The organism is Flavobacterium hydatis (genome assembly GCF_000737695.1).
GTDB lineage: Bacteria > Bacteroidota > Bacteroidia > Flavobacteriales > Flavobacteriaceae > Flavobacterium > Flavobacterium hydatis.
On the sequence record NZ_JPRM01000001.1, the window covers coordinates 122,049 to 146,022 of the forward strand.

Annotated in this window: 24 protein-coding genes and 1 tRNA gene; 15 read left to right on the top strand and 10 right to left on the bottom strand. The window is 32.1% G+C overall.

Going from position 1 to position 23,974, the window contains the following annotated elements:
* Positions 1–76 precede the first annotated feature (76 nt).
* From recJ to IW20_RS00565, 5 genes are all read left to right on the top strand, one after another.
* Positions 77–1,765: a single-stranded-DNA-specific exonuclease RecJ gene (recJ, locus tag IW20_RS00545; RefSeq protein WP_035617435.1), complete on the top strand. Its 1,689-nt coding sequence runs from the start codon at positions 77–79 to the stop codon at positions 1,763–1,765.
* A gap of 1 nt (position 1,766) precedes the next feature.
* On the top strand, positions 1,767–3,047 hold the full coding sequence (locus IW20_RS00550; protein WP_035617441.1) for an MFS transporter: 1,281 nt from the start codon (positions 1,767–1,769) through the stop codon (positions 3,045–3,047).
* Between the two features lie 3 nt (positions 3,048–3,050).
* Positions 3,051–3,974, top strand: coding sequence for an alpha/beta hydrolase (locus IW20_RS00555; protein ID WP_035617444.1), 924 nt, complete (start codon positions 3,051–3,053; stop codon positions 3,972–3,974).
* A gap of 279 nt (positions 3,975–4,253) precedes the next feature.
* Complete coding sequence (locus IW20_RS00560) at positions 4,254–4,610, top strand: PH domain-containing protein (protein ID WP_035617446.1); 357 nt, start codon at positions 4,254–4,256, stop codon at positions 4,608–4,610.
* Between the two features lie 83 nt (positions 4,611–4,693).
* A complete protein-coding gene (locus IW20_RS00565) occupies positions 4,694–5,905 on the top strand; it encodes a cytochrome c3 family protein (protein ID WP_035617448.1) in 1,212 nt (403 codons plus the stop codon).
* Between the two features lie 104 nt (positions 5,906–6,009).
* On the opposite strand, the gene IW20_RS00570 is transcribed toward IW20_RS00565, so the two are convergent.
* From IW20_RS00570 to IW20_RS00580, 4 genes are read right to left on the bottom strand one after another with little or no spacing between them, the layout of a single operon-like run.
* Positions 6,010–6,768, bottom strand: a complete 759-nt coding sequence (locus IW20_RS00570) for a UDP-2,3-diacylglucosamine diphosphatase (protein ID WP_035617450.1) — start codon at positions 6,766–6,768, stop codon at positions 6,010–6,012.
* A gap of 15 nt (positions 6,769–6,783) precedes the next feature.
* Complete coding sequence (locus IW20_RS00575) at positions 6,784–7,236, bottom strand: 6-pyruvoyl trahydropterin synthase family protein (RefSeq protein ID WP_035617451.1); 453 nt, start codon at positions 7,234–7,236, stop codon at positions 6,784–6,786.
* A gap of 32 nt (positions 7,237–7,268) precedes the next feature.
* Positions 7,269–7,445: a hypothetical protein gene (locus tag IW20_RS26150; protein WP_165571398.1), complete on the bottom strand. Its 177-nt coding sequence runs from the start codon at positions 7,443–7,445 to the stop codon at positions 7,269–7,271.
* A gap of 4 nt (positions 7,446–7,449) precedes the next feature.
* The gene (locus IW20_RS00580; RefSeq protein WP_035617453.1) at positions 7,450–8,217 is read right to left on the bottom strand and encodes an enoyl-CoA hydratase/isomerase family protein; all 768 of its coding nucleotides are present in this window, start codon (positions 8,215–8,217) and stop codon (positions 7,450–7,452) included.
* Between the two features lie 103 nt (positions 8,218–8,320).
* On the opposite strand from IW20_RS00580, the gene IW20_RS00585 reads away from it, so the two are divergent.
* The 3 genes from IW20_RS00585 (at position 8,321) to IW20_RS00595 (ending at position 10,724) form a co-directional block, all read left to right on the top strand.
* Positions 8,321–8,394 (top strand) — tRNA-Ala (locus IW20_RS00585).
* Between the two features lie 241 nt (positions 8,395–8,635).
* Entirely contained in the window at positions 8,636–9,202 is a 567-nt protein-coding gene (locus IW20_RS00590; RefSeq protein ID WP_205625895.1) for an NfeD family protein, read from the top strand.
* A gap of 13 nt (positions 9,203–9,215) precedes the next feature.
* A complete protein-coding gene (locus IW20_RS00595) occupies positions 9,216–10,724 on the top strand; it encodes a flotillin family protein (protein ID WP_035617459.1) in 1,509 nt (502 codons plus the stop codon).
* 87 nt (positions 10,725–10,811) lie between these two features.
* Here the strand turns inward: IW20_RS00595 and IW20_RS00600 are convergent, their stop codons facing one another.
* Genes IW20_RS00600 through IW20_RS00610 form a run of 3 tightly spaced genes read right to left on the bottom strand, consistent with a single transcriptional unit; the run spans position 10,812 to position 12,937 of the window.
* Complete coding sequence (locus IW20_RS00600) at positions 10,812–12,044, bottom strand: RNA polymerase sigma factor (protein ID WP_035617779.1); 1,233 nt, start codon at positions 12,042–12,044, stop codon at positions 10,812–10,814.
* Between the two features lie 52 nt (positions 12,045–12,096).
* Positions 12,097–12,450, bottom strand: coding sequence for a YciI family protein (locus IW20_RS00605; protein WP_035617460.1), 354 nt, complete (start codon positions 12,448–12,450; stop codon positions 12,097–12,099).
* A 31-nt stretch (positions 12,451–12,481) separates the two neighbouring features.
* On the bottom strand, positions 12,482–12,937 hold the full coding sequence (locus tag IW20_RS00610) for a carboxymuconolactone decarboxylase family protein (protein WP_035617462.1): 456 nt from the start codon (positions 12,935–12,937) through the stop codon (positions 12,482–12,484).
* Between the two features lie 393 nt (positions 12,938–13,330).
* On the opposite strand from IW20_RS00610, the gene IW20_RS00615 reads away from it, so the two are divergent.
* From IW20_RS00615 to IW20_RS00635, 6 genes are all read left to right on the top strand, one after another.
* Entirely contained in the window at positions 13,331–13,708 is a 378-nt protein-coding gene (locus IW20_RS00615; protein WP_035617464.1) for a hypothetical protein, read from the top strand.
* A gap of 671 nt (positions 13,709–14,379) precedes the next feature.
* Entirely contained in the window at positions 14,380–14,772 is a 393-nt protein-coding gene (locus IW20_RS00620; protein WP_035617466.1) for a helix-turn-helix domain-containing protein, read from the top strand.
* Between the two features lie 457 nt (positions 14,773–15,229).
* On the top strand, positions 15,230–16,636 hold the full coding sequence (locus IW20_RS00625) for a hypothetical protein (RefSeq protein WP_035617469.1): 1,407 nt from the start codon (positions 15,230–15,232) through the stop codon (positions 16,634–16,636).
* A gap of 16 nt (positions 16,637–16,652) precedes the next feature.
* On the top strand, positions 16,653–17,225 hold the full coding sequence (locus IW20_RS00630) for a DUF6705 family protein (protein WP_051885481.1): 573 nt from the start codon (positions 16,653–16,655) through the stop codon (positions 17,223–17,225).
* A 387-nt stretch (positions 17,226–17,612) separates the two neighbouring features.
* Positions 17,613–18,098, top strand: a complete 486-nt coding sequence (locus IW20_RS26095; RefSeq protein ID WP_131494828.1) for a hypothetical protein — start codon at positions 17,613–17,615, stop codon at positions 18,096–18,098.
* A 96-nt stretch (positions 18,099–18,194) separates the two neighbouring features.
* A complete protein-coding gene (locus IW20_RS00635; protein WP_035617472.1) occupies positions 18,195–18,785 on the top strand; it encodes a hypothetical protein in 591 nt (196 codons plus the stop codon).
* A 202-nt stretch (positions 18,786–18,987) separates the two neighbouring features.
* Here the strand turns inward: IW20_RS00635 and IW20_RS00640 are convergent, their stop codons facing one another.
* The 3 genes from IW20_RS00640 to IW20_RS00650 are packed head-to-tail and all read right to left on the bottom strand — an operon-like array spanning position 18,988 to position 21,814.
* A complete protein-coding gene (locus IW20_RS00640) occupies positions 18,988–19,944 on the bottom strand; it encodes a lipid A deacylase LpxR family protein (RefSeq protein ID WP_035617474.1) in 957 nt (318 codons plus the stop codon).
* Positions 19,941–20,702: a monofunctional biosynthetic peptidoglycan transglycosylase gene (gene mtgA / locus IW20_RS00645; RefSeq protein ID WP_035617476.1), complete on the bottom strand. Its 762-nt coding sequence runs from the start codon at positions 20,700–20,702 to the stop codon at positions 19,941–19,943. The genes IW20_RS00640 and mtgA overlap by 4 nt, the downstream gene beginning before the upstream one ends.
* Positions 20,702–21,814, bottom strand: a complete 1,113-nt coding sequence (locus tag IW20_RS00650; protein ID WP_035617479.1) for an NAD(P)/FAD-dependent oxidoreductase — start codon at positions 21,812–21,814, stop codon at positions 20,702–20,704. The genes mtgA and IW20_RS00650 overlap by 1 nt, the downstream gene beginning before the upstream one ends.
* 257 nt (positions 21,815–22,071) lie before the next feature.
* Here IW20_RS00650 and IW20_RS00655 point away from each other — a divergent pair, with 257 nt between their 5' ends.
* Positions 22,072–23,973 carry a S9 family peptidase gene (locus IW20_RS00655; protein WP_035617481.1) on the top strand — a complete coding sequence of 634 codons (1,902 nt, stop codon included), beginning with the start codon at positions 22,072–22,074 and terminating at the stop codon, positions 23,971–23,973.
* Position 23,974 lies beyond the last annotated feature (1 nt).

Genomic DNA, 23,974 nt, shown 5'->3' on the forward strand with positions numbered 1-23,974 from the left:
TAAGATTTTTGATTAATGATTTTTGATTTCAGAAATCTAGAATCTAAAATCTACACTCTAAAATCTAAAATTAACAATGCGTTGGACATTAAAACCAAAACCTTCTGAAGATAAAATCAAACATTTAGCTCAAGTTTTAAATGTAGAAGATTTTGTAGCAACACTTTTAATCCAACGTGGCATCGAAACTTTTGACGATGCCAAGAATTTCTTTCGCCCGTCGTTAGAACATCTTCATGATCCATACTTGATGAAAGACATGGACAAAGCCGTTTCCCGAATAGAGGAAGCAATTGCTAATCAGGAAAATATTCTTGTTTTTGGCGATTATGATGTCGATGGTACAACAGCGGTTTCTTTAGTTTCTTCCTACTTAAAATCGCATTACCCGAATGTAGCAACCTATATTCCGGATCGTTATGCCGAAGGTTATGGAATTTCTTTTAAAGGAATTGACTTTGCCGACGATAACGGATTCTCGCTGATTATTGCGCTCGATTGCGGTATAAAATCTATTGATCATATCGCTTACGCAAAAGAACGAAACATCGATTTTATTATTTGTGATCACCACCGTCCGGGAGAATTTCTTCCCGATGCTGTTGCCGTTTTAGATCCAAAAAGAGAAGATTGTTTTTATCCTTATGACGAGTTATGTGGTTGTGGCGTAGGTTTTAAATTAATTCAGGCTTTAGGTACAAATCGTAATGAAACTATTGACGATTTATTTCCTTACTTAGACTTGGTTGCAACTGCAATTGCTGCGGATATTGTACCAATGACAGGCGAAAACAGAGTTTTGGCTTATTATGGTTTACAAGTTATTAATAGTAATCCAAGACCCGGAATTAAGGCTTTGGTTCACCAAGTAAAGAAAAAAGTACTCGACATTACCGATGTTGTTTTTATCGTAGCCCCAAGAATTAATGCGGCTGGTCGTATTAAGCACGGTAATCACGCTGTAGAATTATTAACTGAATTTGATTTTGAGCAAGCACAACAATTTGCATCAGAAATAGAAAAATATAATGCCGATCGTAAGGATCTGGACAAACAAATTACCAAAGAAGCTTTTCAGCAAATAGAAAAAAATCAGGAACAAGATCGTTTCTCTACAGTTGTTTTTCAGGAAGACTGGCACAAAGGCGTAATCGGTATTGTGGCTTCTAGATTAATAGAAACCTATTATCGCCCTACGCTTGTTTTTACAAAAAGTGGTGATAAATATGCCGCTTCTGCCCGTTCTGTAAAAGGTTTTGATGTATATAATGCTCTAGATGCTTGTTCCTCTCATTTAGAACAATTTGGAGGACATATGTATGCTGCCGGAATGACTCTAAAAGAAGAAAATTATCCTGCTTTTAAAGAAGCTTTTGAAAGACAAGTAGAAAAAACTATTCTACCCGAAATGCTAACTCCCGAAATTGAGGTCGATGCCGAAATTAACTTTACGGATATCACCCCAAAACTAATTCGGATTTTAAAACAGTTCGAACCTTTTGGTCCTCTTAATATGACTCCTGTTTTTATGACAAAAAACGTAAAAGACACAGGTTACGCAAAAGCAATGGGAGCAGATGAAGATCATCTTAAACTTTTTGTGAAGCAAAACAACTCCGAAGGAATTTCGGCAATAGGATTTGGTTTAGGTAAAAAACTAGACTTAGCAACTAATCAAAAAGAGTTTCAAGCCGCATATTGCATCTCAGAAAACGAATGGAATGGCAACGTTTCAATCCAATTAATGTTAAAAGATATCCAGTAACATGAAAGATAAGGCAAAAAAAAGTGATCCATACGCAGCATTGCGTATTAAAGAATTCAATGTTTTTTTATTATTGCGTTTTGCTATGGTTTTTGCTTGGTCAATGCAATTTATCGTAATCGAATGGGAAGTTTATAGTTTAACCAAAAATCCTCTTTCGTTAGGAATTATAGGTTTAATGGAAGTTATTCCAGCAGTTTCAATGGCTTTATTTGCTGGTCATATTGTAGATCAAAAAGAAAAAAAGGGTCTATTGGTCAAATGTATTTTAGGCTTTTCGGTTATTAGTTTTGGCTTATTTTTATTGACATGGCCAAAAGTAGTAAGTGGTTTTTCTAAAGATGCTATTTTATATTCTATTTACTTTTTAGTTTTCCTAGGCGGATTAGTTAGAGCTTTTCTAGGCCCAACTATTTTTTCTCTTATATCTTTAATTGTTCCTAAAAAATTATACCCAAATGCTGCAACCTGGAGTAGTTCAGTTTGGCAAGTAGGTTCAGTTTTAGGCCCTGCAGTTGCAGGTTTCTCTATCAACTGGATTGGCGTACATTGGTCTATGTGTTCTGTTTTTGCCTGTTCCCTTTTTGCTTTAATTGCCTTATCACAAATAAGCACCAAACCTATTTTGAATCCAAAAATTGGCGAGCCAGTCATGGATAGTTTAAAAGAAGGAATCAAGTTTGTATTCAATAATAAAACCATTCTAGGAGTATTATCTCTTGATATGGTAGCCGTTCTTTTTGGTGGAGCTGTTGCTTTATTACCCATATTTGCTCAAGACATTTTAAAAGTTGGCCCAGAAGGTTTTGGTATATTGCGTGCCGCACCAGCAATAGGCGCTTTTATTACAATGCTAATTTCTGCTTATGTTCCTTTATATAAAAAAGCAGGAATGAAACTTTTAGCAGCCATTTTTGTTTTTGGTTTGTGTATTATTCTATTTGGAGTTTCTACCATATTCTGGCTTTCAGTTGCTGCTTTATTTTTAAGTGGTATTGCCGATGGAATTTCGGTTGTTATCCGACAAACCATTCTACAACTTAAAACACCAGATCATATGCGTGGTCGTGTTGCTGCTGTAAACTCTATGTTTGTAGGTTCATCTAATGAATTAGGAGCTTTTGAGAGTGGCTTAACTGCTAAATTAATGACACCTGTAATTTCAGTTGTCTTTGGCGGAAGCATGACGCTATTAACTGTTTTAGGTTTTGGAATAGCATCTCCAACTTTCAGAAACCTAGATTTACAAAAAGACATGGATGATCATCAAAATACAAACTAATAAATGAAAATAACATTCTTATTCTCGTTTCTCTTTTTGGCATTTTTAACGAATGCTCAAACACTATATATAAAAACATACGGAAACAAAACGGATAGCCCGATTATATTTATCCATGGTGGACCAAGTGGAAACGCTACTCTTTTTGAAGGCACTAATACAGCCGAAGAACTTTCGAAAAGAGGATTTTATGTAATTGCTTATGATCGTCGAGGCGAAGGAAGATCTATAGATACAAATGCGACATTTACCTATAATGAAGCTTTTAAGGATTTAAACACTATTTATAAAACTTACAATCTAAAAAAAGCAACATTACTCGCACATAGTTTTGGAGGATTGGTTGCTACACTTTATGTACAAAAATATCCTGAAAAAATTAAATCACTTGTTCTTGCTGGTGCTTTATTTTCGCAACAAAAAACATACAATCATATTCTGGATTCTGTCAAAAAAATCTATACTAAAAATAATGATTTAGCTATGCTAGATAAAGTTTCTCATGTAGAAAAACTCGACAAAAATTCTGCCGAATACAGAAAAGGATGCTTTGAACTGGCTGGAGAAAATAACTTCTTTAAAATTCCAAAACCTACAGTTGAATCTAAAGCTTTATATCATCAATATGAAATAAGTGATTTTTACAAAACGAATATCCGAAATAAAAATGCTCCTCTCTTGTTTTATAAAAATGAAAAACAAAACAATATCGACACAAAACCTATTCTACAGCAATTAAAAAAGAAAAGAATGCCTATTTATGCCATATATGGAAAACAAGACGGTATATTTTCTGTTTCGGAAATCGATGCTTTAAAGAATATTGTAGGAAAACAAAACTTTGTACTTATTGACAATTGTTCGCATTACCTATTTGTAGACCAGCAAAAAGAATTTCTAGATAGCATTTATAAGTGGCTTAAATAAATCAGACAATTTTTAAATCATTTAGTTCAGTTATATAAAACCATATAAGTGATATAAGTTCATGTAAGTTTTGCGCAAATAAGTTTCGTCTTATATTTACTTGTATAACTTATATGGTTCATTTCCCCTTCTTAATGCAATTATTAAGAATGTTGATCAAAATTCACCTAATCTAATTTTAGGCTATTTATTTCGTTAACAAAAATTAACCTATTTTGTGATTTTTTTATTTAGAATTGATATAAATAATAATTATATTTGTTTCTATAATTGAAGAACATGAGAGAAATAGAACAAATATATCATAACGACTTTGGGATTTCCTTTTATTGGAAAAACCATAATGAGACTCTTTTTGACAAAATACAACTGATTTTTAAAGAAACAGGATTTTATTTTTCAGTAGCTGAGCTAAAAGATTTTGACGATTTAATCGAAGATAGTTTGCTTACAAATGCATGTTGTGATGAATGTGCTTTAAAAAACAAATGTCATAAGTTTTTGCTAAAAACGCCTTGTACACAAATAGATTTAGCCGTTTCGATGGAAGAATTAAAAGCGATTGAGGATTTGGTAAAAGGATCTTTATTTAAAATTGAACTTGAAGAATATGTTTATGGAGTTGGTTTAAACTAAGACAGATTCTTATCTTTTTAACACTTATCTTTTCATAATTAAATGTATTTTGATTTTATTCAAAAAAAAGTATATTTACATTAATGAAAAATACCAGCAGGCTTTTTATCCTTTTATTTTTAGTCGTTTTATTATCTAACTGCAGCAATAAATCCGATGAATATATTGATCCTCGCGGAACCGATTATGCTGGCTCCGAAAGCTGCATACAATGTCATCAAGCCGTATATCAAAAAGCAATACAAAGTTCACACTACAAAGCTACCGCAGCAGCAATAAAAGGGAATGTTTTAGGTAATTTTAATTCAGGAGATCATGTTTTTATTTACGATAAAAACACCAAAATGGTCATGGAAGAAAGAAATGATAGTCTTTATCAGGTTTTATACAAAAACGGAAAAGAAGTTGAAGCTCATAAACTCGAAATAGTTTTCGGAACCAAACACGCTCAAACTTCCGTATTCTGGCGTAATAACAATACATACGAATTACCGCTTTCCTATTATACATCTGTTCATAGTTGGGCTACAAGTCCTGGATTTTCGGCTGAAAAACCTTATTTTGACCGAAAGGTAGTTAAAGATTGTTATGCCTGCCATAGTTCTAATATAAGCAGCCGAAATATAGACCAAAACTCTAAAGACAAGAATTTTATGTCTATGGATGTGGAAGATGTCATTAATAAAAAAACAATCGTTTATGGTATTGATTGTGAGCGTTGCCATGGTCCTGCCAAAGAACACGTAAACCAACACTTGAAATTTCCTGACTTAAAAGTTGCAAAAAAGATTGTTACTTATAAATCATTAACCAGACAACAAAAATTAGACGCTTGTGCATTATGCCATTCTGGAAATGACGGAATGAAAATGAAATCCAGATTTGACTTTAAACCTGGAGACAATCTTTCAGAGTATTTTAGAAGTTCGCATAGTGCAACCGATACAACCGATTTTGATGTACACGGAAATCAATTTAAGTTATTATCGCAAAGCAAATGTTTTACAAAAAGTGAAACTATGGATTGTATTTCTTGCCATAATCCACATGAAAATGCAACTAAAAACTTAGCTACTTACTCCAAAATATGCATGAGTTGCCATAACACTGTAAAACACAATACAGCAACCGTTAAAACAATCTCGGATAATTTATTGCAGGATAATTGTATAGAATGTCATATGCCGAAAAAACCATCTGGAGTAATTAGCTTCCGACTTTCTAAAGCAACCAAAGATTCCAATTATATGCTAAGAACACATAAAATTGCTATTTACCCAACTAAGAAAAAATAATTATTAGATCACTTTAAACATATAAGTCATATAAGAAAATATAAGTTTAGAATACTTGCCTTAAATGAACTTATATAACTTAAATGGTTAAATCAGCAAGAGAATTATTTCCCGAATTCTTTTAGTTCAAAAGTTTCACCATCAAAAACACCGTAGGTAAAATATCCTATCCAATCTCCTAGGTTAACATAATTAGAATCCTCACCTACAGAAATAATCATAGGTAAATGACGGTGACCAAAAACGAAGTAATTATAATGTTTGGTTTCTAGTTTGCGTTTGGCATACAATACCAACCATTCGTTTTCTTCACCTAAGAATTTAACGTCTTCGTCGCCAGAAATCAATTTATTTTTTACAGATAAGTATTGTGCTAATTTTACACCAACATCTGGATGAAGCCAACGAAAAATCCATTTTGAGAATGGGTTTGTAAAGACTTTTTTCATTCTTTTATACCCTTTATCTCCAGGACCTTTTCCGTCGCCATGACCAATCAAGAATGTTTTTCCTCCAAAAGAGAACGCTGCATTATCGTGAAAAACAGGAATATTAAGTTCGGTTTCAAAATAATCGTTCATCCATAAATCATGATTCCCTACAAAAAAATAAACAGGGATTCCGCTATCGCGAATTTCTGCCAATTTACCCAAAACGCGAATAAATCCTTTTGGTACAACAGTTTTATATTCGAACCAAAAATCAAATAAATCACCTAATAAAAAAATTGCTTCAGCATCTTTTTTTACCTCATCAAGCCACGCCACAAATTTTTGTTCGCGCGGAAAACTTAACTCAGGTGTTGGTGCTCCAAAATGTTGATCGGAAGCAAAATATACTTTTTTATTATTGGGTAATTGCATGAAAATAGATTTCGATTACAAATTATCGCTTGCGTACCATTCAGCAAATGATGATTCAGTTTCTTGAAGTTTTAAAGAGAAAAGAGAGATATTTGTTGGCAATCTTTTGATGATTCTTTCAGAAAAATCTACAACCATATTTTCACTTGTAGGCTGATATTTAACTAGAATTACATGATGTCCACGATTTTTAAGTTCGTTTGCTAATTCTATATGTGGTGTCGTTTCATTAAAAACGGTAGCGTGATCAAACTGATCTACGATTTCTTCTTTTACAATTTTCTTTAGATCCGAAAAATCAATTACCATTCCGTGCTTTACATTATCACGGTCTGTAATTGGCGAACCAATAACAGTTACAGAAAGCTTATAACTATGTCCGTGAACATTTTTACATTTTCCATCATATCCGTAAAGCGCATGTCCTGTTTCGAAACTAAATTGTTTTGTAATTCTGATATTACTCATCGAGTTGTATTTTAGATTGCAAATTTACAAAATTAAAAACCGTTTTTTTCTCTTTTTTTGGCTCTACTATACATCCAGTAAGCAACTCCTACCAAAATTACAAACGGAATAAAGGAGCCTATAACTACTCCTATTTGATAACTCGCATCAGGAGCCGACTTAATTTTCTCCGCAACATCCACTTTCTGAACGAATAAAGCAATATTCATATTATTAATTTTTAAATTGTGCTAAGGCCTTTTTAGTAAAATCAGACAAAACTAATTTTCCTGAAATACGAGCGCGCTCAAAAAGTAATGAATCCCATTTTTCGGTTCCTTCCCAAATAACTTTTTTCATCTCGGCTAAAGCTTCTGGATTGTAACTTGCTAATTTTAAAGCAAAATGAGATAATTCTTCATCCAATTCTAATTCATTTTCAAGTACTTTGGCAAAAAGACCTTTATGGTTTGCCCAAATCGCCGATTTCCATTCGTGGGCAGCAAGAGTCATTTCGGTCATTGCAGTTTTTCCAATTTTTCTAGAAACTGCTGGTTCTATAACAAAAGGTCCAATCCCGATTGCAAGCTCAGAAAGTTTAACAGAACTGTCTTGTGTTGCAAAAGCATAATCGCAAGCAGCAGCAATACCAACTCCGCCTCCAACAGATTTACCATGAATACGCCCAATAATTATTTTGGAGCAATTACGTATAGCATTGATAAGATGTGCAAATCCAGAGAAAAATTCCGTTCCTTGTTCTTCATTTTCAACTGCTAGAAGTTCATCAAAAGAAGCTCCTGCACAAAAAGCGCCACTTCCCTCACTTCTTAAAATAATAACTGTTACAGACTTATCTTTACTCAAATTATCAATTTCCTTAGTTAGTCTGTTAAGCAAAGTTCTAGGAAAAGAATTACTAGCCGGATGACCAAACTCAATAGTTGCTATTTTATTTTGGATTATGGTATGAAGTAAACCATTTTGATTTTCTGAACTCATATTGTTGTTTTTATTGTAAAGTTACGGTTTTAAGAATATTTTCAGCCGATACTATTTGAAATTTGTTTTTTGAGAATTAATTGACTTTATTTGTAAACACATTGGGGGATTAGCTCATTTGGCTAGAGTGCTTGCCTGGCAGGCAAGAGGTGATCGGTTCGAATCCGATATTCTCCACAAAATAAAAAAACAAACCCTTGTAAATTAGTTTTTGCAAGGGTTTCTTATTTTTACATAATCCATTAAAAATCAACCACATAATTTTAAACTTATTCTTTTGCTTTAAAATCTTATTGTGGCTTTTCCTGATTTAAACTAGTTCTACTTTTGCAAAAAATTTTATCATAAATAGCAAATACAAATCGCTATCTATTTTATCATAGAACCTAAAGCTTTTTAGCTAAAAAAAATCACAATTATGGAAATGCTAGAAAACCTAGACCCTTTACTTCGTGCCTTTTGGTTTGTTGCTATACCTACCAGTGTAATCTTTATTATTCAAACTATTTTATCATTCATCGGGGCTGATTCTTTACACGGGCTTGATGCTGATTTTGATAATGATTTAGGAGGAGCTGACGCACCGTTCCAACTATTCTCTTTAAGGAATTTAATTAATTTTCTACTAGGTTTTAGCTGGACAGGAATTTCCTTTTATTCAACCGTTCCTAACAAAACTTTAATTGTCATTTTAGCGCTCTTAGTGGGGATTGTGTTTGTCTTTTTGTTTTTCATAATTATCAAACAACTACAAAAATTAGCCGAAGACAATTCTTTTAAAATCATAAATACATTAAACAAAACAGCCGAAGTTTATTTAACCATTCCCGAAAGTAAAAAAGGAAGAGGCAAGATTATGATTAGTGTAAATGGTGCATTTCACGAATTAGATGCAATGACCGAAAAAAACACAATCGCGTCTGGCGCAGTAGTGAAAGTAGTAAAAATAGAAAACGATAATATTCTAATAGTAGAAACAATTTAATTTAAAAAACATGATGACACCAATGATAATCATAGTAGTTGCAGCTGTAGTTTTATTTGCAACAATCTCAGCATTAGTATCGAGATACAAACGTTGTCCGTCTGACAAAATATTAGTCATTTACGGACGTACTGGAGGTACATCAGCAAAATGTGTTCACGGTGGAGGTGCTTTTATCTGGCCAGTAATTCAAGACTATTCATTCTTAGATTTAAAGCCTTTATCTATCGAAGCAAACTTAACAAATGCTTTAAGCCGACAAAACATTAGAGTAGATGTTCCTTGTCGTTTTACAATTGCTATTTCTACTGAATCTGATAGTATGAATACTGCTGCTGAAAGACTTTTAGGATTATCATCTGAGCAAATTCAGGAATTAGCCAAAGATATTTTGTTTGGTCAGTTACGTTTGGTAATTGCAACAATGACTATCGAAGAAATCAACTCTGACCGTGATAAATTCCTTGATAATATTTCGAAAAACGTTGATAGCGAATTGAAAAAAATCGGTTTAAAATTAATCAACGTCAACGTTACCGACATTAAAGATGAATCAGGTTACATTGAAGCACTAGGAAAAGAAGCTGCTGCAAAAGCAATTAACGAAGCCAAAATTAGTGTAGCTGAACAAGAAAAAATAGGAGAAACGGGGAAAGCATTAGCAGATAGAGAAAAAGACACTCAAATAGCCGAAACCCACAGAGATAGAGACGTAAAGATTGCTATTACTCAAAAAGACAGAGAAATTAGTATTGCAACTGCTGCAAAAGATGAAACAATCGGAAAAGCAGAAGCAGACAGAGATACCAGAGTTAAAACATCCGAAGCTAACGCGATTGCTATAGAGGGAGAAAACCAAGCAAGAATTGCTATTGCAAATTCAGAAGCACTTCGTAGAGAAAAAGAAGCTGAGTCATTACGTATTGCAATAACTGCCGAAAAAGTACAACAAGCAAAAGCACTAGAAGAATCTTATGTAGCTGAACAAATAGCCGAGTTAGCCCGTTCGGAAAGAGAACGCTCCACACAAATTGCAAACATTGTAATTCCTGCCGAAATTGCTAAACAAAGAGCTATTATCGAAGCACAAGCTGCTGCAGAAACGACAAGAGAAAATGCTAAAGGGGAAGCCGATGCTATTTTTGCAAAAATGGAAGCGGAAGCAAAAGGACTTTTTGAAATCTTAACTAAGCAAGCAGATGGATATAAAGAAGTAGTTGCTGCGGCTGGTGGAGATCCAAGTAAAGCATTCCAATTACTTTTATTAGAAAAACTACCAGAACTAGTAAGAATACAAGTTGAGGCTGTTAAAAACATTAAAATTGATAAAATTACTGTTTGGGATTCTGGCAGTGGAAATAGTGAAAACGGTAATTCATCTACTGCAAACTTTGTTTCAGGAATGATGAAAACTGTTCCTCCATTAAACGACTTGTTTAATATGGCAGGATTAAATTTACCAACTTATTTAAAAGGAATCGACAGTCCAGAAGAACATATAGAGAAAAAGAACGAAGAATAAAATCCTGTACGTTTAAAAACAAAAGGGTTCTGCTTTTTAATTAAAGCTGAACCCTTTTTTGATTTCATTAAATGCTGATTATTTTTCTTAAACAACAAGATTTTCTATATTTTTAGTAATTGTCGATTTATCAGCAGTTGTGTTGGCTAGTTTTAAAGCTGTTCTAAAATGCTGTAATGCTTTCTCATTATCGACATCAGTATATAGATTACCCAATAACGAATAATAAAAATGATTATCGGAGAGATTTAATTTTTCGGCTTCTTTTATGGCTACAGCTTTCCCGCCAGTTTTTGCCAAAGCATACGTTCTGTTTAAAGCTGCAATGGGCGAATATTCCAAGATCAGTAAACTATTATATAATTGCAAAATGTTTTCCCATTTTTCGGAAGAATCTTCTTTATGTGTATGCCAATACCCTATTCCTGCTTCGAGATGATATTTTGAGATTTTATTCCCTGTAGAGGATTTACTCAAATATTCTTTTCCTTTATTTATTAATTCTATATTCCAAAGTGTTTCATCCTGATCTTCGTATAAAATCGTTTCCCCATTTTCATTCATTCTAGCTTCAAATCTCGAAGAATGAAAACACATTAAAGCAAACAAAGCATTTACAGCTGGTTTATTAGTTCCTTCATTCTCGATAAGCAAGTAACATAGTCGCATTGCTTCTACACAAAGATCTTTGCGCAAAATTGCATTTTGAGAAGTCGAATAATACCCTTCCGAAAACAATAAATATATCGTTGTTAAAACCGTATCTAATCTTTTATCGATTTCATTTGGCGTAGGCTGCTCAATTTTTATTTGCTCGGTTTTTAACTTGTCTTTCGCTCGATTTATACGTTTGTAAATAACTTCCTTATTAGTCAAAAATGCATCGGCAATCTCCTGGATACCAAAACCACAAAGTAAATTTAGCGCAAGCGCAACTTGCGATTCCTGTGAAATACAAGGATCACAAACCGTAAAAATCATAGCAAGCTGACTATCTGCAATGTTCTTGCTAGACAAATCTATCTCGATTTCTTCGGCTTTGGGAGCATTATGTTTTATTTCAACCGAAAGTTTTTGTTCAAAAAGAGCATCACGCTTTAAATAATTTTTGGTTTTATTTTTGGCAACCGTATAAAGCCAAGCGGTCGGGTTTTCGGGAATTCCTTTTAAACTCCATAATTCGGTAGCCGAAAGAAATGTGTCACTCACAATATCTTCGGCAATTTCGATATGATTAATCCCAAATAAATAACAGAGCACCGAAACTATTTTCCGATACTCTGTTCTAAATAAATGTGGTAAAAGCTGATTGTCTTCCATAAAATCAAATCCTGATGCTTTTATTACACACAAAAGCATTTTTTATTTTTAGTTAATGACCTTCAAAAACAACAGCCATTCGTATTTCTACATTTCCGCCCCATAAAAGGATAGGGCAACCTTTGGCAACTTCTACAGCTTCATCATAATTGGCAACTTTTATCATAATTAAACCGCCTATAGCTTCTTTAATTTCTACAAAAGGCCCATTGGTTACATTATTATTTTGTTTTACAACTCTTCCTTCACCATCCCAGCGTTGTAGCGGTCTAGCCAATTTATCCTGAGCAGCGATTCCGCCAAGCCAATCTTGCCATAACTTAATTGATGATTGCATTTCTTCGGGCGAAGGTTGTATTTCTTTGGTTATACTATCTCTTCTAAATATCAATACAAATTCTTCCATTTCTTATTATTTTAATAAAATTATATTTTAATTATCCTCCAAATTGTCCAACCTGATATGTTCCTACTCCAAATGGAAATGCAAGATTAATACGATTCCAAGTATTGATAGTTGTAATCGCCAGAGTTAAATCTATTAAATCCTGTTCAGAAAACTGACCTTTTACTTCGTTGTAAACAGAATCTGGCACATCACATTTTGTTAATGCTTCCGCCCAAGCCAGCGCAGCTCTTTCTCTCACGGTATAATATGGAGCTTCATGCCACGCACTTAAGCCATACAAACGTTGCTCAGTTTCTCCTTTGGCACGCAAATCTTTAGAGTGCATATCCAAACAATAAGCACAACCATTAATTTGTGATACCCTAAAGTAAACTAATTCTAATAATGTTTCCTCTACCGCAGATTTTTTTAAATATGCTCCAATTCCAAAAAGTGGTTTTAATGCACTTTGTCCTTTTTCCTGAATGTTGATTCTTGTTTCCATTTTGTTTAAATTTTTAATTGTTATACTCTAATAACAATCGAACTTCCAGAATTGGACAAATTAAATAAAATATTTTTCATTTATTTTAAAAACAAACACCAATAAACTGAAATACAATCATTTACACTAATTAATTTATTTTAATTTCTATATTAAAAAAACTAAGTTAGGAAAATAAATACACTGTTATCTAATTATCACAAACGAAGTTTTCTTTTCGATTATAAACCTTTATAAAACATAAGTCGGTTAGAATTCCCAATAAAATAAGAGTTAAAATGTAGTTAACCTCTATAAGTGGTACGTTTTTTGAATTTAGTAAATTTCTTATAGAAAGAGCCTAATCTCTTACTATACCTCATTATTTTTTTTAATCACTTTAAAATATTTTGCATGAAAAAATTACTCCTATTATTTAGTTTAATCATCATTACATCATCATGTTCTTCTAGCGATGAAGACACCAGCGGTATATTTAGTCCCCCAACCTGGATACAAGGAGTCTGGAAAGACGAGGCAACTGGAGCAACATTAACCTTTACCCAACGCGACATAAAATATAGCACAGATGGTAATTCCTACTCCTTTAGCAAGCAAACAACTAAATTTACTAATGTATTAGCACAAGAAATATCTTCTACACCAAATTTATATGTATCCGATTTTTCTCAAGGAAAAGAAGGTTCTATAATCCGTTTTAGTTTTGTAAAAACATCAGATACAAAAATGGAATCAAAAGGACACCTGCCCGGAAATTACATAAAACAATAGGTTCCCAAAAATTCTTGCTCAAATAAAAATGAGCCTAAAGGCCGTAAATTATTTTTAATTAAATGATTTACGGCTTTTTTGTTTTAACAAAATCACAAACAATTTCTTTGATTTTACTGGACTCGCTTAATTTATTTTATTCTTTTTAAAAAATTTTTTACTAATACCGTAACAATTATTCACATTAAGAGTCTTATGAGATAATTAAATTACTCTGTTTAAATAAACAGAGTATTGTTATTTGTTTTTTTATGATATAACATTTTTAAATATTTCTGAATTAGTACGTAGAAATTAAATACAAATTAAAAATGTTCAAGAAAAAACAAATATAAAGCCGTAATCACTATTACCTGATTGCGGCTTATTTTTTTTAAGAAGCAGAAAGTTCCGTTTTCAAAAACACCTTTCCCTCCCGCTGTACACTATATCTTTTTATCCGCAAAAAAGACGGATAAAAAGGATGCCGTTTCCATCGGGGCTAGATTAGAAGTTTTAGATTTTATAAGAACCATTTCATCTTACAATACTTGTATGAAAAATTGTATTTTTGTTTACAGCAAAAAAGATAGATTATGCGATAGTAAACTAGTCAAAATTGTATCGTACCGAAACAACCCTGTTTTTTACTAAAAATTATTTTGTAAAAGAATTTTAAATACCTTTGAATTATGAGCACAGCAACAAAACCAAATCATATAGGACGAAAAATAAGCCGTATTCGTGAACTTCGAGATATGAAACAAGAAGCTTTGGCACAAGCTTTAGGAACAAACCAACAAGCTATATCAGCCATAGAAAACAGTGAAACTATAGATGAAGAAAAACTTATCGAAGTTGCAAAAGCACTTGGTGTAACCGCAGAAGCAATAAAGAATTTTTCAGAAGAAAATATGATTACTTATTTTAATACTTTCAATGACAGCCAAGGAAACTTTGGGAATTTTGGAAATAATAGTTGCACATTCAATCCTCTCGATAAAGTAGTTGAACTTTACGAACGCCTAGTTCAGGCTGAAAAAGAAAAAGTGGAGTATTTAGAAAAATTATTGAAAGAGAAATAAAACGATACATAAACAGCGATAAACGTTGATTTGCAAATAATCAAAAAAGCCATTCTATTTAGAATGGCTTTTTTTTGATTTATCATGTAATTGTTTTTACACCCGCCCCAATTTATTTTTCTTTTATTTTTTTCTACCAAAACTATATTTCTCTCTCGTAGTCACTACAAAGTCGCAAACCTTGCATAACGGTCTGCAATGACAATACCACTCTTATTACAAAAACTAAATCATGTTATGAACTAATAAATGATTTTACATGTATATCTAAAAGATATTATTTTTTCAAAAAAACAATAAATCTTATCCATTTTAATCGATTTATAGAAAGTTATTACGCAATAATACTCAATTGTTAGTTTTGGATAGTGACTTGTTTTTTTTTGTATAATTTCATGAAAGATTTCAAATTTTAATAATTCAACAATTTAAAATTAAACAACTTAACCAGTGAAAAATGAAAAACAAATTACAAAGAATTACACAAGTATTACTATGTTCTTTTCTTCTCATCATATTAGGGTGTGAAACTGAAAAATTAGTTACTGATGAACAAACACCTCAGACAAAAAATATTCTATCAGCAAAAACATGGTTTGATAAATATGAATCTAATGGTATTAATTATGAATTATTTCAGAATTTAGAATACAACTGGAATGAAGCAAACCTGACAAAATCAGAAGATGGAACAGAGACTATTATTGTACCAATTAATGAATTAAAAAAAGACCAAACAGAAATTTGGTCACAAAAATTATATCTTTATAAATTGGGTGCAGGAGCTTACAAAGCATTATTATTCGAGATATATCCCGATAAAGATGTTCCCTCAGGCAGTCAAACAATTGAAGAAGGAAATTTCAATGGCTACATGGCTGCATGGGATTTAAAAACGGGGTTTGTAAGAGCATCTAGATTTAAAAACAATCAAGTCGTTGAAAATGGAATTGTAGCAGTAGTTTCGATTGATAAAAAGACAGGCAAAGCCCCTGCTATTCTTCCATGTGTTGATGATATGTGTCAAACAGGTCCTGGAGGTTTAGGTGACCCAGTGCAATTAAGAAATGTTAATATTCCTCCTAAAAACACTTCAACTCCCCCGAATGGAGCTCCGAGTGCCTATTTTGGACCACGCACTCCTGTAACTGGAGGAACAAATCCTAGCGGTTTTACTTCACCTGGAGGAGGTGGGGGTGGTAGCGGTACTGTTCCACCAACAACAACTGTTAATCCTTGTGAAAGTATTAAGAATCAAAATTTAAACCCTGAATTCAAAGCAAAAATGGATGTTTTAAAAACAAAAACAAGTTTAAAAAAAGAAAGTGGATTTGCACAGAAAAAGGATGGTACATTTAAGGAATTACAAAACGGCAGTGGAGGAACTAATATAAACTCATTAGAATTTACTATTGAACCTGATATTGTCGGATATATGCACGTGCATATAGATCCTTATGAAAATGGTAAATATGATGAAGATGGTAATCCTGAACAGGAAGCACCAATAAAAATGTTTTCTCCAGCAGATGTGCAACAATTCCTGTTACTATTAATTAATGCAAAAATTAATAAAATTCCTATCGAAAATATTTTTGGTACTATGGTCTCAAGTACGGGAGATTATACTCTACGTTTTACAGGTAATATTGAAGATGTAAAAACAGATTATAATTGGGGAGCCCTCAAATCAACTTACAAAGCTGCTATCAAAAAAGACGGAAATGAATTAGGTTTTCTAAAATTCTTAAATGACAATATAGGAATCAAGGGAATATCTTTGTATAAAATTAAAAAAGATGGAAAGAGTGAAAACAAAACATTAGATGCAAATAACAAACTAAATACGACACCTTGTCAATAACTTAATAGCATATAACATGAAAAAAATAATAATACTTAGCCTTATCATTATAGCAAACTTATCGTGTAAAGCACAACAAATTATTCCTATTGAAAAAGCCATAGATTACCGATTAGCAGAAAATGGGATTCCTGACAATACTTACTTAAAAGATATTAATAATTTATTGGATAAATATGTTGGTACTTGGATAGGTACTTATGACAATAAAACTTACAATTTTAGAATTGATAAATTTGTAAACAACTATTCAGGGCTTACTAAAGAAGATGTCTTACTAATGCGTTACATTATCACAAATGCTAATGGAACACAGATTGAAAATACAATGACACTATCAGATGATAATTATTTGATAATTAAAGGAGATTATATTCAGAAATCAACTTATCATTTAGATTATGTTGGGAGAGAAAGTGCTTGTGGACAGCTAGGAACAATATATATAGAGATTTTAAAAAATAGCAATAATACTAAGATGAAACTATACTTATTACCTGAAAAAATAATGATTTCGTCTAGTTCTTGCCCTCAAGGTATCTCTTCACAAATTATGCCTATAAATCAAATCGTTTTAACAAAACAATAAAAATAAATTGAACATAAATCCTCAAGTTTAAAAAATTTGAGGGTTTTACTTTTTTCAACGCATTCTTTTGAGATGAATACTATACGGAGATTATGAAATATTTTATTTGCTTCTTTTTAGTTTTAGGAATAAGTTTGTTAACCTATGGTTGTATTTATCCAACTGAATATTGTTTAGACATCAATATTCATGATACTTTTTATCTGCTAACTTATTTACCAGTGGCAACAATTGTACTGTTTTTTTCTTTGATACTTCATATCGTTACTTTTTTGTATAAAAAAATAAAGTAATCTTAAAGATAAAAAAAACATTATAAAATTATAATTCAAATTAAAGAAAAAGCAGCATCTCAAAATGTATGTTTTTTTTAAACAATAAAAGTATATGAAAACACTAAATAGAAATTATTTAATTTTTGTGACATTCTGCATTTTGTTATTTATCTATTTTTACTTTTATCAATATTTCTATACCATTAATTTGTATGACACTTACTATCTAATAAGTTATTTCTTTTTTGTGGTTGCTGCTTTTATTATTGGAACAGTTTTTTATTTGAGGGAAATTTTAATAAAAAAACTAAAAAAACATCTAGAGGAATCTCAAGAGAGAAATTATTTAAAATATTTATTGATGTTTTTGACACCGATTTCATATCTAAAAATAGATTCAATTACTAAATACTATTTAATTTTTGTGGCGCTCTGTATTTTGTTATCTGTCTATCTTTATCTTGCGGATTATTTTTATTTGGTTAGCTATAATGGCGCTTACCATTTTGTGAGTTACTATTATCTTGTTTTACCAATTCTGATAATTGGTACTGTTTTCTATTTCATAAAAAGCAGACAGATTAGAAATAATTTATAAGATTTACATATTTCCTAGTAAAAACAACCATATTGTTATTTTCTTTAATACTATATATTTTTTTCATAGTAGAAGATTCAAAACAACTCCAACTTCATGATTACAAAAACCTTAACTAATTTAATACATTTACTCTATCCTCGAAATATATGTGCTTATACAGAAAAAGACAAGTATTTAGTTAGTGAGGAATATAAAAGATTAAATCAAATAGTAACTGATTTTGATACCAAGGATCGAAAAGTTTCTAGCAATAGTATTCTTGAAAAATTTGAAAATGATAAAACTTTAAAAAAATTTGCAGACTTCTCATTGTTCCATTTGAAAGATAGATGCATGACGTTTAATGTGTCAATCATTGAAGGTAGGGAATTATATACAATATCATTGTTTATAAGTATAATAATACCTTACTATGTAATCAATGTACAGAAGAATATGATTGAAATATTTTTTTCCGAATCTGAAATCACTGAATTAGAGAATAAAAATACAGAAACAAGAAAAATAAATGAATTAGTTTTAGAAATTGAAACGATAATTGAAGATAAATTTCTGTATAGAAAACTCCCAAACAAACTACTTAATTTTGTCGTTGCCGATATTAGTTTTCAAGATTCACAATTCGGCTATTTTACAATGTATAATGCTTTCTTTAATAATGTAACAATAAATGATGGATACTAGGAGATTTGAAAGATTTAATTTAAATTGTATACGAGAGAGACGCTCGCACTAGCCACGGAGATTTCTTTGCGATTTTTCGTCTTTGCGAGAGATTTATTCCGAAAAGTATTGGAAATATTTCTTTAACTTAAATGACATTGCGCGCCAGCCAAGAAAACCTTAGAATCTCAGTATCTCAGAACCTTAGCAACTTTAAAAAAACTTACTTCAACAAATACCCAAATCTAATCGAGCCGAAAAAATATCCTGTATTGGTATTATAAGGATCGCCTTTTAATTCTCTGCCTCGATAGATGAAAGAATAAGACATATTAAAATTGTTGTGGCGGTATTTTAAACCAAACTCCGCATTAAAACGAAGCGGTTCTAGATCAAAAGTTATTGGGCTTTTATCACTAAACATACTGCCTTGAATCGTGGCATCGTAAAACTGATAATTAACACTTGGCATCGCATAAAAGTAAAATTCTCTAATATTATATTGCGGTTCAAAACTTACAGAAGCATCGTGCAAATTAGAATCATAAATTGGGAGCAATCTCTTAAAACCTATACGGGTTAATAATCCTGTAGAAACTCCTGTAAAAATGGTTCCAAGATTTGCTTCAGACTGAAAATGAAGATCAACAAAATCATTGTGCTTCGTTGGGAATAATTTCTTAGAATACATAACATGCGCCTGCACGGCAAAAGCATTACTAAGCTGATTTTCCCAACCATATACGTTTTTGTAGCCTATTAAATGGTGAAAACTTTCCTGAGTTTCTTTCCCTAAAGCATTCGGTCCCATGAAACCTAACTGGAAATCTGTTTTTAAAACCGATTCACTTTTATAAAAAAAACTTCGACCAACTTCCGCAAAAAGATACCCTGTAAAAGGACGGTCATTTTTATCAACCGCCGACTTATTAATAAATCTCGGATTGTAGATATATTGCCCCAGACGAAATTCTGTTATTTTCTTATTTATTTTTTCGTTCTCATTCTTTGACAAAAAACGATAAAAAAGCTCTATACCATTGGTATAATACATGTCATTTTTAGACGATGTATATAAATCATTATCGGTAATCAGTCCTATCTCTTTGGTTTTGCCTTGCGCAAAAATAACCGTGACAGTTAAAATAAAAAGAATGCTAAATGCTTTTCTTGGTATCATTCATAATTAAGTTTACCAACGCTACGCATTATTTTAACAATTTTATTTTTCCTTTTATTTATATAACTAGAAGATCCAGTTGCTTTAAATTTACGCGGATTCGGTAAGATTGCAGCAATTCCTGCAGCTTGTATAGGCGTAAGGCTCTTAGCACTCTTGCGATACCAATGTTGAGCTGCAGCCTCGGCTCCATAAACGCCATCGCCCATCTCGATACTATTAAGATATACCTCCATAATACGCTCTTTTCCCCAAACCAACTCGATTAAAACTGTAAAATAAGCTTCGAGTCCTTTACGGAAATAACTCTTTCCTTGCCATAAAAAGACATTCTTGGCAGTTTGTTGTGATATGGTACTTCCTCCTCTTATTCTTCTACCACGCTCATTACTCTTATATGCTTTTTGCAATGCTTTAAAATCAAAACCATTATGTGTTAAAAAAGTTCCATCTTCGCTGGCAATAACCGCTTTTTGTAAGTTTACAGATAAGTTTTCTATTGGTTCCCAATCGTGGCTAAAGTAATTTTCTTTACCGGCCATTTTGTTCTCAATACCTCTAATAATCATTAAAGGTGTAAATGGTACAGGAACATATTTAAAGAGTACCACAAAAAATATTGAAAGTCCGAAGAACCACAAAAATAGCTTGAAAAAGAAACGAACTATTTTGCTCCCAAATGAGCGATTATTCTTTTTTGATGCTGGTTTTGTTTTACTCGGTGTTGTTTTTTTTGGTGCTGCTTTTTTAGTCGCCATTATATTAAATCTGCTAATTCTGTTCCTATTAAACTTCCTATTGCCACTCCCATCCCTCCTAATCGAACGCCGCAATATACATTTTCGGATAATTGAGTTACGATAGGATTTTTGCTATTTCCTACTCCCATTATCCCGCTCCATCTATGAGCGATATCTATTTTTTGATTCGGTAAAATTACATTTTTCAACAAATCTTCCAATTTATTTTGTATTATTTCTGTGTTCCCGAATTCCGTTGTAGTTTCAGTCTCAAAATCCAGATTCCGTCCTCCTCCCAATAAAATTCTATTACCTACATTTCTAAAATAATAATACCCTCTGTCTAAGTGAAATGTACCTTTAATTTCTAAATCAGGAATTGGTTCTGTAATTAAAACTTGTGCTCTAGCAGGCTTTACTCCTCCGTTTGTAAGTGTGTTTGCAAATCCATTGGTAGCAAAAAGAATTTTATTTGTAGTAAAACTAAAATCTTTCAGCCCAATTTCTACATTATTCCCCGTGTCTAAATAGGAAGTTACCGTTTGTTGGTTTAAGATTAAAATATTAGCCTCGATTGCTTCTTTTAGCAATGCCTGCATCATATTACCTGTATCAATTTGTCCTTCAAAAGGATTAAAAACCAAATACTCATGAATGCCTTTAAACTCAAAACGATCTATTTCTTTGGCAAAAACGTCAGTTTTAAAAAGTGGCTTGAGAATTTCGTTTACAAAAGATAATTTGCTAGAACATTCTTCATATCCATTTTCATCTTCTTTTAGGAATAATTCGTATCCTCCATAAGGTTTAAAATCTATTGCATAATCCCCCAAGCGTTTACGTAATAATTGTAATCCTCTCCAGCGTTTTTCGATAAGTTTGATTACATCTTCTTCAGTATGCGTTTTTAGATCTTCTATTATTTCCGAAAGACTCCCAAAGCAAGCAAAACCAGCATTTTTGGTACTCGCTCCTTGTGGTAACATTCCTTTCTCGAGAATCAGAATTTTGGCTTTTGGAAATTTTTCGCGTAAGCGCAATCCTGCATGCAAACCTACGATTCCACTACCTACGATGGTGAAATCTACATTTGTAAACCAATTTTTGAGTTCCCAATAGCTTAATTCCATTTCGATATTTTTTATAAAAATAATGTTTTTTTAAACCATATAAGAAATTTAAGTCCATATAAACATGACCTCAAACAAATAAAATTTAAATGAACTTATATCACTTACATGGTTAAACTTTTTAAATAAAACCATTTTACACGTCTTAATCATGAGTTAACTTTATATTTTATTTAAGACTATCTGCGATGCACGATAGCCAGCTTGCTGGATTTAATTTTGTACTTTTAAAACCTTAAAATTTTTAGATTAAGTTTATGAAAAAAGTACTATTTACAACCTTAGTAATGATGAGTTTAAGCACCATGGCACAGAATGTAATGTCACCAGAGTTATTATGGAAATTAGGACGAGTTACTGCACTTGGACTTTCCAAAGATGGAAAAAACGTTGTTTATAAGGTTACAACACCATCTGTTGCCGAAAATAATTCGCAATCAAAATATTATACTTTACCTGTAAATGGTGGAAATGCAACCGAAATTTCGGATACAAAAACCGTTTTAACAGATAAAAACATTTCACCAGACGGAAAGTTTTTAGTGTATAATGAGGAAGTAAAAATCGATAAAGTTTTAGGAAAAGATTTTTACCCTAGCCTAGATAAATCAGATGTTCAAATATACAATGGACTAGATTACCGCCATTGGGATACTTGGAACGAAGGTAAATTTAATCATGTTTTTTACAAAGAAAACAAAGATGGCGCTGCAGGAACTGATATCTTAAAAGGTGAAAATTTTGATAGTCCGCAAAAACCTTTTGGTGGAGATGAAGATTATATCTGGTCACCTGAGGGCAAAAGTATCTTATATGTAAGCAAGAAAAAAGCAGGAACTCAATATGCTATTTCTACTAATACTGATATTTACGAGTATAATCTAGAAACTGGTAAAACAACAAATAGAACCGAAGGAAATTTAGGTTACGATATGGCTCCACAATTTTCGCCAACCGGAAACCTTACTTGGTTACAAATGAAACGTGATGGTTATGAGGCTGATAAAAACGACATTATTGTTGATTTTAAAGGTATAAAAACAAACCTAACAGCTAATTGGGACGGAACTGTTGATGGTTTTATGTGGAGTAAAGACGGTAAAAAAGTATTTTTCACCGCTCCTATTGATGGTACAAAACAATTATTTGAAGTAAACTTTCCTGGATTAACAAAAATTGCTATAAATGTACGTCAGCTTACAAATGGTGATTTTGATGTGAATGACATCGTAGGTTTTGCAGATGATAATATCATCCTTACAAGATCTGATATGAATCATGCCAATGAAATTTTCTCTTTTAACTTAAAGAAAAATACTTGGAAACAATTATCAAACGTAAACACAACTACCTACAATTCTTTGGCTTTAAGCAAAACTGAAAAACGTTATGTTACTACAACTGATGGTAAAAAAATGTTGGTTTGGGTAATCTTACCTCCAAATTTTGATGCTTCAAAAAAATATCCAACTCTTTTGTTTTGCCAAGGCGGACCTCAATCTCCTTTGACACAATCGTATTCTTTCCGTTGGAATTTCCAATTAATGGCTGCTAAAGGTTATGTTGTTGTTGCTCCAAACCGTCGCGGAATGCCTGGTCATGGTGTAGAATGGAACGAACAAATTAGTAAAGATTGGGGCGGACAAGTTATGGACGATTACTTATCGGCTATTGATGATGTTGCCAAAGAAAACTATGTAGACAAAGCTCGTTTAGGTTGCGTAGGTGCAAGTTATGGTGGTTATTCTGTTTTCTATTTAGCTGGAATACATAACAATCGTTTCAAGACTTTTATAGCTCATGATGGTGTTTTTAATACACAAAGTATGTTTGGTACTACCGAAGAAGTTTTCTTTAACAACTGGGATTTTGGTGGTCCATATTGGGAAAAAGATAATGCAGCTGCTCAAAAAACATACACTACTTTTAACCCAATAAACCATGTTGAAAAATGGAACAAACCAATCTTGATTATTCAAGGAGGAAAAGATTTCCGTGTGCCAATTGGTCAATCTCAAGAAGCTTTTCAGGCTGCTCAATTACGTGGTATAAAAAGTAGATTATTGTATTTCCCTGAAGAAAATCACTGGGTTTTAAAACCACAAAATGCTCAAGTTTGGCAAGGTGAATTCTTTAAATGGTTAAACGAAACACTATAAT

Bases quoted from the DNA above. Each gene is read 5' to 3' on its own strand.
- recJ (WP_035617435.1), top strand. From the start codon at position 77: ATGCGTTGGACATTAAAACCAAAACCTTCTGAAGATAAAATCAAACAT.
- IW20_RS00625 (WP_035617469.1), top strand. From the start codon at position 15,230: ATGAAAAACAAATTACAAAGAATTACACAAGTATTACTATGTTCTTTT.
- IW20_RS00555 (WP_035617444.1), top strand. From the start codon at position 3,051: ATGAAAATAACATTCTTATTCTCGTTTCTCTTTTTGGCATTTTTAACG.
- IW20_RS26150 (WP_165571398.1), bottom strand. From the start codon at position 7,445: ATGAATATTGCTTTATTCGTTCAGAAAGTGGATGTTGCGGAGAAAATT.
- mtgA (WP_035617476.1), bottom strand. From the start codon at position 20,702: ATGGCGACTAAAAAAGCAGCACCAAAAAAAACAACACCGAGTAAAACA.
- IW20_RS00600 (WP_035617779.1), bottom strand. From the start codon at position 12,044: ATGGAAGACAATCAGCTTTTACCACATTTATTTAGAACAGAGTATCGG.
- IW20_RS00565 (WP_035617448.1), top strand. From the start codon at position 4,694: ATGAAAAATACCAGCAGGCTTTTTATCCTTTTATTTTTAGTCGTTTTA.
- IW20_RS00640 (WP_035617474.1), bottom strand. From the start codon at position 19,944: ATGATACCAAGAAAAGCATTTAGCATTCTTTTTATTTTAACTGTCACG.
- IW20_RS00615 (WP_035617464.1), top strand. From the start codon at position 13,331: ATGAAAAAATTACTCCTATTATTTAGTTTAATCATCATTACATCATCA.
- IW20_RS00655 (WP_035617481.1), top strand. From the start codon at position 22,072: ATGAAAAAAGTACTATTTACAACCTTAGTAATGATGAGTTTAAGCACC.
- IW20_RS00635 (WP_035617472.1), top strand. From the start codon at position 18,195: ATGATTACAAAAACCTTAACTAATTTAATACATTTACTCTATCCTCGA.
- IW20_RS00610 (WP_035617462.1), bottom strand. From the start codon at position 12,937: ATGGAAACAAGAATCAACATTCAGGAAAAAGGACAAAGTGCATTAAAA.
- IW20_RS00605 (WP_035617460.1), bottom strand. From the start codon at position 12,450: ATGGAAGAATTTGTATTGATATTTAGAAGAGATAGTATAACCAAAGAA.
- IW20_RS26095 (WP_131494828.1), top strand. From the start codon at position 17,613: ATGAAAACACTAAATAGAAATTATTTAATTTTTGTGACATTCTGCATT.
- IW20_RS00575 (WP_035617451.1), bottom strand. From the start codon at position 7,236: ATGAGTAATATCAGAATTACAAAACAATTTAGTTTCGAAACAGGACAT.
- IW20_RS00630 (WP_051885481.1), top strand. From the start codon at position 16,653: ATGAAAAAAATAATAATACTTAGCCTTATCATTATAGCAAACTTATCG.
- IW20_RS00570 (WP_035617450.1), bottom strand. From the start codon at position 6,768: ATGCAATTACCCAATAATAAAAAAGTATATTTTGCTTCCGATCAACAT.
- IW20_RS00595 (WP_035617459.1), top strand. From the start codon at position 9,216: ATGACACCAATGATAATCATAGTAGTTGCAGCTGTAGTTTTATTTGCA.
- IW20_RS00650 (WP_035617479.1), bottom strand. From the start codon at position 21,814: ATGGAATTAAGCTATTGGGAACTCAAAAATTGGTTTACAAATGTAGAT.
- IW20_RS00560 (WP_035617446.1), top strand. From the start codon at position 4,254: ATGAGAGAAATAGAACAAATATATCATAACGACTTTGGGATTTCCTTT.
- IW20_RS00550 (WP_035617441.1), top strand. From the start codon at position 1,767: ATGAAAGATAAGGCAAAAAAAAGTGATCCATACGCAGCATTGCGTATT.
- IW20_RS00580 (WP_035617453.1), bottom strand. From the start codon at position 8,217: ATGAGTTCAGAAAATCAAAATGGTTTACTTCATACCATAATCCAAAAT.
- IW20_RS00590 (WP_205625895.1), top strand. From the start codon at position 8,636: ATGGAAATGCTAGAAAACCTAGACCCTTTACTTCGTGCCTTTTGGTTT.
- IW20_RS00620 (WP_035617466.1), top strand. From the start codon at position 14,380: ATGAGCACAGCAACAAAACCAAATCATATAGGACGAAAAATAAGCCGT.